The organism is Deltaproteobacteria bacterium (assembly GCA_019309045.1).
In the GTDB taxonomy this organism is placed as follows: domain Bacteria; phylum Desulfobacterota; class Syntrophobacteria; order BM002; family BM002; genus JAFDGZ01.
In genome coordinates this window covers 1-10,231 of the sequence record JAFDGZ010000092.1, presented here as the reverse complement: position 1 = coordinate 10,231, position 10,231 = coordinate 1, and the positions used below count along the sequence as shown (strand labels likewise).

9 protein-coding genes are annotated in these 10,231 nt (G+C 54.8%); all 9 read left to right on the top strand.

The features are described from left to right. A partial coding sequence (locus JRI89_14840; protein MBW2072515.1) for a molybdopterin biosynthesis protein occupies window positions 1-1,197 on the top strand: 1,197 nt, incomplete at its 5' end. Window positions 1,198-1,266: 69 nt separating this feature from the next. Further along, window positions 1,267-2,766, top strand: coding sequence for a GAF domain-containing protein (locus tag JRI89_14835; GenBank protein ID MBW2072514.1), 1,500 nt, complete (start codon window positions 1,267-1,269; stop codon window positions 2,764-2,766). Window positions 2,767-3,234: 468 nt separating this feature from the next. After that, a complete protein-coding gene (locus tag JRI89_14830) occupies window positions 3,235-4,491 on the top strand; it encodes a cytochrome C (GenBank protein MBW2072513.1) in 1,257 nt (418 codons plus the stop codon). A 344-nt stretch (window positions 4,492-4,835) separates the two neighbouring features. Further along, on the top strand, window positions 4,836-5,255 hold the full coding sequence (locus tag JRI89_14825) for a DUF1992 domain-containing protein (protein ID MBW2072512.1): 420 nt from the start codon (window positions 4,836-4,838) through the stop codon (window positions 5,253-5,255). Window positions 5,256-5,474: 219 nt separating this feature from the next. Then, window positions 5,475-5,816: a hydrogenase maturation nickel metallochaperone HypA gene (gene hypA, locus JRI89_14820; GenBank protein MBW2072511.1), complete on the top strand. Its 342-nt coding sequence runs from the start codon at window positions 5,475-5,477 to the stop codon at window positions 5,814-5,816. Between the two features lie 46 nt (window positions 5,817-5,862). Next, on the top strand, window positions 5,863-6,546 hold the full coding sequence (gene hypB / locus JRI89_14815; protein MBW2072510.1) for a hydrogenase nickel incorporation protein HypB: 684 nt from the start codon (window positions 5,863-5,865) through the stop codon (window positions 6,544-6,546). Further along, a complete protein-coding gene (gene hypF / locus JRI89_14810; protein MBW2072509.1) occupies window positions 6,524-8,818 on the top strand; it encodes a carbamoyltransferase HypF in 2,295 nt (764 codons plus the stop codon). Before hypB ends, hypF begins: the two co-directional genes overlap by 23 nt. Before the next feature lie 16 nt (window positions 8,819-8,834). Then, complete coding sequence (locus JRI89_14805) at window positions 8,835-9,065, top strand: HypC/HybG/HupF family hydrogenase formation chaperone (protein ID MBW2072508.1); 231 nt, start codon at window positions 8,835-8,837, stop codon at window positions 9,063-9,065. Then, window positions 9,049-10,134, top strand: a complete 1,086-nt coding sequence (gene hypD / locus JRI89_14800) for a hydrogenase formation protein HypD (GenBank protein MBW2072507.1) — start codon at window positions 9,049-9,051, stop codon at window positions 10,132-10,134. The genes JRI89_14805 and hypD overlap by 17 nt, the downstream gene beginning before the upstream one ends. Window positions 10,135-10,231: the final 97 nt, after the last annotated feature.

Below are 10,231 nucleotides of genomic sequence, written 5' to 3'. Positions count from 1 at the left end.
TACCATATTGTGCTGGTCAATGCCGGCTCCTCGGCTGGCTCTGAAGATCACACGGCAAACCTCATTGCCGAGCTGGGAGAAGTGCTGGTCCACGGGGTGGCTATAATGCCAGGCAAACCGACTGTCCTGGGTGAGGTGAATTCCGTGCCCGTCGTGGGGAATCCTGGCTATCCCGTGTCAGCTGTAATCAGCCTGGAACAATTTGTCCGGCCATTGCTTTACAGAATGCAGGGGTTGGTGGAACCCGAGGCCGAAAAGGTGGAGGCCCATCCCTGCCAGAAAATCCCTTCTAAACTCGGGGTGGAAGAATTTGTCAGAGTGCAGGTAGGTCGCGTGGGGAAAAAACTTGTGGCCACACCCCTGGCCAGGGGAGCCGGCTCCATCACTTCTCTGACGCGGGCGGCAGGGTTTTTGCGCATAGCAGATACAGTAGAGGGAGTCTCTGAAGACGAGAGTCAGCCCGTTGTCCTGCTCACTCCCAGAGAGACCATAGATCGCACCCTGGTAGTGGTGGGAAGCCATGACATGACTCTCGATCTGATCACAAATCTACTGAGGAAATATCACCCTGAGGTAACTCTCGCCTCCAGCAATGTGGGAAGTCTCGGTGGCTTGTTGGCGCTGCGCAAAGGGAATGCCCATCTGGCTGGCTGCCACCTGCTCGACACAGAAACTGGTGAATACAATGTCTCTTACATCCAGCGCTACCTGCCGGGGATGGATGTGCGTCTGGTAAACCTGGTGCACCGTGAACAGGGCTTGATAGTGGCCCGGGGAAATCCCAAGCAAATTCGTGGCCTAGCCGATCTCGGGCGGGCCGATGTCCGCTTTGTCAACAGACAACCTGGCTCTGGCACGAGAATTCTGCTCGACTGGCAGCTGCAGAAACTGGGAGTGGACCCTGAGCAGGTGGAAGGCTACCAGCGCGAAGAATACACCCATATGGCAGTGGCAGTGGCGGTTCTGAGTGGAAGCAGTGATGTGGGCATGGGTATTCTGGCGGCAGCCAGGGCCCTGGAACTCGACTTCATCCCTGTGGTCACCGAACGCTATGATCTGGTAATTCCTGCTGTACACCTGGAGACGGATTTGGTGCAGATCTTGCTAAACATCATTGCTACTCGAGAGTTCAAAGATGAGGTCACTGCCCTGGGGGGCTACGACGTCAAAGAAACTGGTCGCTTTATCCCCTGCTGAGAGAAGACTGATGGCTGAGCAGGCAATTTACCGGCGGCAGGGGCCCTGCTTCTGGGAGGAAAGAGGTTCTTGATACACTCTCTCAAAGAGCAAATCAGGAAGTTGAACCAGATAGGCATCGCTCTTTCCAGTGAGACCCATTTACCGAGCCTCCTCGACCTCATAGTACGGGAAGTCAGAAATTTTACCAGGGCCGACGCTGGCAGTCTCTACATCAAAGCGGGGAATCAACTCCGCTTCGAAGTGGCCCAGAACGATACCCTCGCCAGTCGCAACAATGTCTTGCCCGAGGCCTTTCGCCCCTTTCCCATCCCTCTGGATACCAGCAGCATTGCCGGCTACGTGGCCATCAATGGGACACTGCTCAACATTCCTGACGCCTACAAGCTCTCAGGTAAGGAAGAGTACCGCTTCAATCCTACCTTTGACGAGCGAAACAATTATCGAACCCGCTCCATGCTGACGGTGCCCATGCGCGATCACGAGAATGAGATCATCGGTGTCCTGCAGCTCATCAACTCCCTGGACAGCCATGGCCGGGTAACAGTATTCGAGCCGGAACAGGAGGAACTGGTGGCCTCTCTGGCGTCTCAGGCGGCAGTGGCCATCCGCAATGCCAAGCTCATCAGAGCCATCCACGATGTATTTGCTGCTCTGGTGCGCTATTCAGCTTCAGCCATAGACGCTCGCAGCCCTCACACTGCAGGACATTCGCGTCGGGTGGCCACCTATTGTCTCCGTCTTGCCCGGGCAGTTAACCAGGAGTCAGAAGGGCCTCTGGCTGATGTCTATTTCAATAAGCAGGAGATGGAAGAACTGCACTATGCGGCCTGGCTCCACGATATAGGTAAAATTGGTGTCAGAGAAGAGGTGCTGGAAAGGGTGGACAGGCTTTCCCCGGCGGCGCTGGATCTTATTGTCAGCCGTTTCGAGGCCATAAAGCTGGCGCGTATACGCGAGGTTGAGAGGCAGCACCACCACGAACTCGAGCAACAAGCTGTAAGAGCAGAGGTGGACAGGGTTGTGGCTGAGGTGGAGGAGGATCTCCGCTTCATTCGCCACATCAATTGTTGCAGGAGCATCAGCCCCGAGCAGGCGGCAAGAATTCTGGCTATTGGCAAGAAAACATACAGAGATGCCAGGGGACAGCAGAACCCCTACCTCACTGAAGAAGAGGTGCACCATCTGACGGTAGCAGAGGGTAACCTGACAACAGAAGAGTACCAGGAGATTCAGAATCATGTACTCCACACCCTGAACATCATCAACAAGATTCCTTTTACCAGAGATCTCGAGCGAATACCTCTCATTGCTGCCGCCCACCATGAAAAACTGGACGGCTCCGGCTATCCTCTAGGACTCAAGGCTCCTGACATCATGATTCAGGCGCGCATTCTTGGGCTGGCCGACATGTACGACGCCCTGACCGCTACCGACCGTCCGTACCGCGGTGCCATGCGGGCCGAAGAAGCGATAAAACTTCTCGAAGAGGAAGCAGCGAAGGGCAAGCTCGACGCCGACCTTGTCGATCTTTTTGTGCGTCGCAAACTTTACGAAGGAGTGAGCTGAGGCTAATCTGGCAGGCTGCCAGCTATTGTTGTATTGCCTGGAGCCATCTGACAGGTCTGCTGGCTGCAGTCTTCAGGATTGCGCAAGTATCATAACCTTCAGTCATTTCTGAAAAACCGCCTTTAATTATTATTTTCCTGCAGATTAAATCATCCAGTGTTGTTGGGGTAAAGGCTGTCGTCCTGGGAGCACGATTCGAGACGAGCTCGCAGCAGGGAGGAGTTGGCTACTCTACAGTGGCTTCCTGGCAAAAAACAAAAGTCCCTTATTTTTTGCAGGGGTGGTTGCCTGTTTTCCAGATAACGTGGTAAAAGAGACCCACCATGACTGCTCCAGGAGCGTTGATAACGAGACAAAACCAGCATAAGTACAGGAGATAAACAGTCGAAGACACCGGGAGCAATGGTGACAGCCAAGCTGGACTGCATTTTTGCCTAGAATACTTGCAGGTCTGAGGAGGAGGGAAGCATGAAAAAACAGTTGGCAGCAATCGTTTTGAGTCTCTTGGCCTCCATTTTTTTGCTGGCAGATATTGTTTTGGCTCTGCCTTCCAAGTGCGAAGAATGTCACAGCAAGATCGCCCCAAAACAGGTAGAAGATTTCAACAGGAGCGCCATGTCGGAGGCGCTCACCTGTTCTGACTGCCATGGCGACCAGCATGTGGATAGGACTGATGTGGCCAAAGTTCAACTGCCCACCATCAATACCTGCAAGAAGTGCCATCCTGAACAGGCAGAGCAGTATCTCAGCGGCAAGCATGCACTCGGTCTGGTGGCGCTCAATGCAATGCCCTATACACACATGCAGCCAAAGTCGTTCATCGAAGGTCAGAAAGGTTGCGGTGGCTGTCATACCCTGGGTTTGACCGACAGCGAGGCTCGACAAGTAGAGTCTCGAAAATATTATCGCTACGGCATGGATTGCCAGAACTGCCACACGCGTCATCGGTTCTCAAAGGCAGAGGCATCCGAGCCCGAGGCATGCATGACATGCCATATGGGCTTTGACCATGCTCAGTGGGAGATGTGGTCGGGTTCGAAGCATGGCGTCACCTATCTGCTCAACCGCACCATTGACGCTGAAAACAAGGACCGGGCTCCGAAATGCCAGACGTGCCACATGCAGAATGGCGATCATCGGGTTTTTTCTGCCTGGGGTTTTCTGGCTGTGCGCTTGCCAGAAAAAGATGAGGAATGGCTGGGATATCGCACTACGATTCTGAAAGGCCTGGGAGTTTTGGATCCCAGTGGCAAAGCTACTGAAAGATTGTCTGTGGTCAAAGCCGGTAAAGTGGCGCGCCTCAGTGAAGAAGAATTTCAGGCTGAACGAAAGCGCTTTGTTGACACCTGCAAGAAATGTCATGCAGCCGATTTTGTAAATCAAAACATGAAGAACGCTGATCTGCTGCTGAAGCAGGCAGACAAGCTTTTTGCCGAAGCCATAGAGATCATAGCCGGACTATATCAGGACGGGATTATTGAACGACGGCCTGACTACCCAGCGTATCCGGATCTCTTGACCTTTTATGACGTCAACACCAAGGCTGAAGAGATCCTGTATGAGATGTTCATGGATCACCGAATGAAGACCTTTCAGGGAGCCTTTCATCTGAACTATGATTATTCTACCTGGTACGGCTTTGCCAAGATGAAAAAAGACCTGGTAGAAATTCGCGAACTCGCAAAGAAAATGAGAGCTGAGCATCAGGCCGCCGCCGGCAAGTGAGAAACGACTCTGGACTCGACAGCAGATATTTACCTCTAGAAGCCCTTGCTTTCTAGTGCTGCGGAATTCAGCCTTCAGCAGTATGGAACTTTCTCCAGAACAAGTTTGGATAATCGCTGCAACATCTCGAGGCAGGATTGGGGAAGCATCTCCTGGCTGGACAGTACTCCGAGACTGCAAGCGAAGATAGTGCAACAGACGCGCGGATGGTGATAAGCTAACAATGAGCAAGGTGGCCGTGCGTTTTGTACTTGATTTCACGTGTCAACTCAGCGATAGTTAGCGGAGCCAGAATGACCATGTGGAAGGAGTAATTCTGCAGGCACTAGCGCAAGGAGTTTGCTATGGCGGCAAGCAGTGCTTTTGCTGCGTTTGAGCGGCTGGCTGAGGAGCGGATTCGCGAGGCCCAGAGGAGAGGCGACTTCGAAAATCTGCCAGGCATGGGCAAACCATTACAACTGGAAGATGACAGCCACATCCCTGATGACCTTCGGTTAGCCTACAAAATATTGAAGAATAGTAACTGTCTCCCTCCGGAAGTGGAACTGAAAAAGGAAATACTGACTACTGAAGAATTACTGCTATCGTGCAGCAGTGAAGTAGAAAAGTACAAGCAGTTGAAAAGGCTCAATTTCCTGGTCATGAAGCTGAACATGATGCGCAGGGTGCCAGTGGCCTGGGAAGAAAAGCAACGCTACTATGAAAAAATCGTAGAGAGACTCGGCAGTAGAGCTGCCAAGATGGGCTCGGGTGGCTCGCCTTGAAGTGTGCCAATAGAAAACCATGGTCCCAGCCAGTTCACCTCTTTCCTTGAGGGGGTATAAGCCGGTCTCTAGATGCCCCCTCCTCATCCGGAGTCACCACAGGAGTGAATGCCGGCAGCACAGCGCTTAGCTGGGCGCGGAAGTGGCAGGTTATGGGTATGTATCGGAGTCATGGTGGCGAGAGGGTGCATAGCCTTGCTGCTGGAAGTGAGAGTGCTCATGCACGAGATGGCAATTGCGCAAAATCTTCTTGATATTGTCATTCAGGAGGGCAGTGCCCATGGAGTCAGCCGCGTGCTGTCGCTGTCCCTGAAGGTGGGTGAACTGAGCACGGTGGTGCCTGAATCCCTCATATTTTGCTTCGAACTTCTGAGTAAAGGGACCCTGGCCGAGGGCGCCCGCCTGGATATCGAGAAGGTGCCTACCATCTGCCGCTGCCGCGAATGCGATCATGAGTTTTCCGTGACAGATCTGCTGTTCAGCTGTCCCAAATGTGGCAGCGGCAAAGTGGAGCTGCAAAGCGGCAGGGAACTGACTCTGGAGAGTTTTGAGGGAGAATGAACAGTAGGGATATCCAGTAATGAAGGGTGCAGGATGAGGAGAAGATATGGCAGTCAAAGTTCCAGTAGTTCGCAACATCCTGGAGGCCAACGAGCAGCTGGCGCAAGAAAATAGTCGGCTATTTCGCCAGGCTGGTCTTTTTGTGGTCAATCTGATGAGCGGTCCCGGCGCCGGCAAGACCTCTTTGCTGGAGCACACCATCGAAACACTCAAGGATGAGATCCGCATAGGAGTAGTGGAGGGAGACATTCAATCTTCTTATGATGCGGAACGCATCAGCCAGAGGGGAGTTCAGGTAGTACAGCTCAATACAGGCGGAGCCTGTCATCTGGACAGCAGCATGATAAAATCTGCCCTCAACGCCCTGCAGCTAGCAGAGCTGGACCTCCTGGTGATCGAGAACGTGGGAAATCTGGTATGTCCGGCTGAATTCAAGGTGGGAGAAGATGTAAAGGTCATGCTTCTCAGTGTTCCTGAAGGTGACGACAAGCCTCTAAAATACCCACTCATGTTTCAGGAGGCCAGTGTACTGTTGATCAATAAGATCGACCTGCTGCCGTATGTGGACTGCGATGTGAGCAAGATCAGGCAGCGCGCCCTGCAGCTCAACAGCAGCCTGGAAATTCTGGAGATTTCCTGCCGCACCGGCGAGGGCTTGTCTGGTTGGTACAATTGGCTGCGAAGCCAGGTTTCAAACCGCAAGACGGATGCGACTGGTGCAGAGATTTAGGGTTCGGATCGAGGGAGTTGTCCAGGGGGTAGGCTTCCGGCCCTTCATCTATCAACTCGCCCATGCCTGCGGACTGTGCGGCTATGTGGCGAACACTTCCGACGGCGTCATCCTGGAAGTGCAGGGGGCTGACGCCGATCTTCTGCGCTTTATGGAAGAGCTGCCGCAATCAGTGCCGCCCCTGGCCCGCATTACCAGACTGGACGTGGAAACACTGCCGCCGGCGGACTATGGCAGTTTTGAGATCAGGGCCAGCAAGGCCGGCCAGGAGCGCAGGGCACTCATCTCACCCGATTCCGCCATATGCGCCGACTGCTTGCGCGAGCTTTTCGATGAGCAGGACAGAAGGTACCGCTATCCGTTTATCAATTGCACCAACTGTGGACCTCGCTACACCATAATAAGAGATATCCCCTATGATCGTCCCAACACCACCATGGCTCCCTTTACCATGTGTGCAGCCTGCAGCCGTGAGTACCATGATCCTCTGGATAGACGGTTTCACGCTCAGCCAAACGGCTGCTGGCAGTGCGGTCCTCGGCTCTGGCTCACAGACAGCGGCGGCAGCGAGATCCAGACAGCAGATGTGATTGCTGCTGCAGCGCAGCAGCTCAGCAGCGGGGCGATCCTGGCAGTCAAGGGACTGGGTGGCTATCATCTGGCAGTCGATGCCACTCAGAATGAGGCGGTGAGGAGGCTGAGGCTCCGCAAGCAGAGAGAGGAGAAGCCCCTGGCCCTCATGTCTCCGGGGATGAAAGAAGTTGAGCGCTACGCAATAGTGACTGCTGAGGAGCGACGACTTCTCACTTCCACCCAGCGGCCCATCGTGCTGCTGCGAAAACGGCCGGGAAACCCTATTGCCCCCGAGGTAGCTCCGCGAAACCGCTACTTTGGCGCCATGCTGCCCTACACGCCGCTCCACTATCTCTTGCTGTCACATGGATTTCTGGCGTTGGTGATGACCAGCGGCAATATTAGCGAAGAGCCCATCGCCATCGGCAACCAGGAAGCCCTGGAGCGCCTTGGCAGCATTGCCGATTTTTTCCTGATGCACAATAGAGACATTTTGCAGCGAACAGATGATTCTGTGGTCAGGGTGACAGGGGGTGAGGAGAGACAGATCAGGCGCTCGCGAGGATACGTGCCAGCGCCCATCTTTCTGAGAAAGCCGGTAGCGGAAGTCCTGGCGCTCGGGGGGGAATTGAAGGGCACCATCTGCCTCACCAAGGAAAATCGCGCTTTTGTGAGCCAGCATCTAGGTGATCTGGAAAACCTGGAGACGCTAGAGTTCCTGGAGCACACTGTGCGTCACCTGCAACGAATTCTGGAAATTTCCCCCCGGTTGCTGGTCCACGATCTCCACCCAGACTACCTGACAACCGAGGTGGCTGTGACCCAGCAAGAACTTCCCACCCTGGCAGTGCAGCACCACCATGCCCACGTGGTGAGCTGCATGGCTGAGCATGGAATCGAGGGCAGGGTGCTCGGTCTGGCCCTGGATGGCAGCGGCTACGGAGAAGACGGCGCCATCTGGGGCGGGGAACTGCTGGCAGTGGAGGAGACGAGCTATGAGCGATTGGGCCATATCGACTACGTACCCCTGCCCGGGGGGGAGGCTGCCATAAAGGAGCCCTGGCGTATGGCTGTGGCCTATCTCTGGACTGTTTTTGGCGATGACCTGCTGGAACGTCGGGACCTTGGTCTGCAGAGATGGCAGCGGCAACACTTGCAGATACTGGTGCAGATGATGAAAGCCGGGGTGAACTGCCCTCTGACATCCAGCTGCGGCAGACTGTTCGACGGGGTTGCCGCTCTGCTGGGACTTCGGGATCGTATTGCCTACGAGGGACAGGCTGCCATAGAACTGGAGCAGTGCCTGCAGCCCACTGAAGATCATTACGATTACGAGCTGCTGCAAAGCTCTACGAGATTGCTGCTCAACCCTAGAATGATATTTGTGCAGCTGGTGGAGGATATAGCAGCAGGCAGATCTGTGGGCTACCTGAGCGGTAAATTTCACCAGACCCTGGTGGAGATGTTCAGTGAGGCCTGCAGCAGACTGGCAGCAGCACATGGGCTCCACAGGGTAGTATGTTCCGGTGGAGTCTGGCAAAATGTCTTTCTTCTTGAGCGGCTGCAAGAGAAACTTGCAGCCGTTGGCTTGGAAGTCTATACTCCTCGATTGTTGCCTGCAAATGACGGCGGTATCTCTCTGGGGCAGGCGGTGATCGGGGCAGCGCTGTTGGAGAAGTCCACAGACGGTGAGGGTTGAAAAAAGGAGGGCGGCAGTGTGTCTTGCCATTCCAATGGAGGTTGTCGAGGTTGAACAGAACATGGCTACTGTGGAGATGGGTGATGTGAGGCGCCAGGTCTGTCTGGACCTTTTGGACGGAACGGTTGAGGTGGGTGACTACCTCATCATCCATGCCGGCTATGCCATTCATCTGGTGGATCCAGAGGAGGCCAGGAAGACGCTTTCTTATTTCAAAGAGATCTTTGACTATGAAGTATCAGGATGAATACCGCGACCCAGAACTGGCCGGCAGAATCATCAGAGCCATAGGCGAACGCTCGCGCACTGCCGCGAGGTTGATGGAGATTTGTGGTACTCACACCATGGCCATCTTCCGCGCTGGCATACGGTCTGTGCTGCCGGAGACCATAACTCTCATATCCGGTCCTGGCTGTCCCGTGTGTGTCACTGCTGCAGAGGACATCGACAGGGCGGTAGCCCTGTGCCGCCAACCTGGGGTGATCGTGGCCACTTTCGGTGATCTCATGCGAGTGCCGGGTTCGGAGTCCTCGCTCAACAGAGAAAAGGCGAGGGGGGCTGACGTGCGGGTGGTGTATGCAGGTTTTGACGCCCTGGAAATCGCCCGACAAAATCCCCAGCGCCGGGTGGTGATGGTAGGCATCGGCTTCGAGACCACGGCGCCCACAATTGCTGCTACTGTAAGGCAAGCCAACAGGGAAGGGCTGCAGAATTTTTTCCTGCTCTCGGCCCACAAGTTGCTGCCGCCAGCCATGGAAGTATTGCTGGCTGCCGAAGATGTGCACATCGACGGGTTTCTCTGTCCAGGACATGTGACCACCATCATCGGCATCGAACCCTACCGGAAGGTGGCGCAGCAGTACGGCAAACCGTGCGTGGTCAGCGGTTTCGAACCGGTGGACATCCTGCAGAGCATCTACATGCTCATAAGCCAGGTCGAGAGCGGTGAGAGTGAGGTGGAGATTCAGTACAGTCGAGCGGTAAATTCTGAGGGCAATGAAAGAGCGCGAAAGCTAATGGCCGAGGTCTTCGACACGGTTGATGCCAGCTGGCGTGGCCTGGGGAGCATACCTGGCAGTGGGCTTCGCCTGAAGAGAGACTTCCGGGAGCATGATGCCGAGCTCCACTTTGACCTGGAAGTTCCAACTGTCCGCCAACACCCAGGCTGCCGCTGCGGTGAAGTGCTTCGCGGCAGTTGTACCCCTGTTGACTGTCCACTGTTTCGCAGCAGCTGCACCCCTTCTAATCCATATGGTCCCTGTATGGTTTCCAGTGAGGGGACCTGTGCTGCCTATTATCAGTACCATGGGGTCTGAGATGCTCTCAAACCCGGTCGTCACGTTAAAGCGTGTCCGAGCTGAGTTGTGGAGGGGACTTCAGTGGTCTCTGCCTCTTGTGGCAGGTCCCCGGGGA

Coding starts and splice junctions, on each gene's coding strand:
- JRI89_14830 (MBW2072513.1), top strand. CDS start 3,235: ATGAAAAAACAGTTGGCAGCAATCGTTTTGAGTCTCTTGGCCTCCATT.
- JRI89_14825 (MBW2072512.1), top strand. CDS start 4,836: ATGGCGGCAAGCAGTGCTTTTGCTGCGTTTGAGCGGCTGGCTGAGGAG.
- hypA (MBW2072511.1), top strand. CDS start 5,475: ATGCACGAGATGGCAATTGCGCAAAATCTTCTTGATATTGTCATTCAG.
- hypB (MBW2072510.1), top strand. CDS start 5,863: ATGGCAGTCAAAGTTCCAGTAGTTCGCAACATCCTGGAGGCCAACGAG.
- hypF (MBW2072509.1), top strand. CDS start 6,524: ATGCGACTGGTGCAGAGATTTAGGGTTCGGATCGAGGGAGTTGTCCAG.
- hypD (MBW2072507.1), top strand. CDS start 9,049: ATGAAGTATCAGGATGAATACCGCGACCCAGAACTGGCCGGCAGAATC.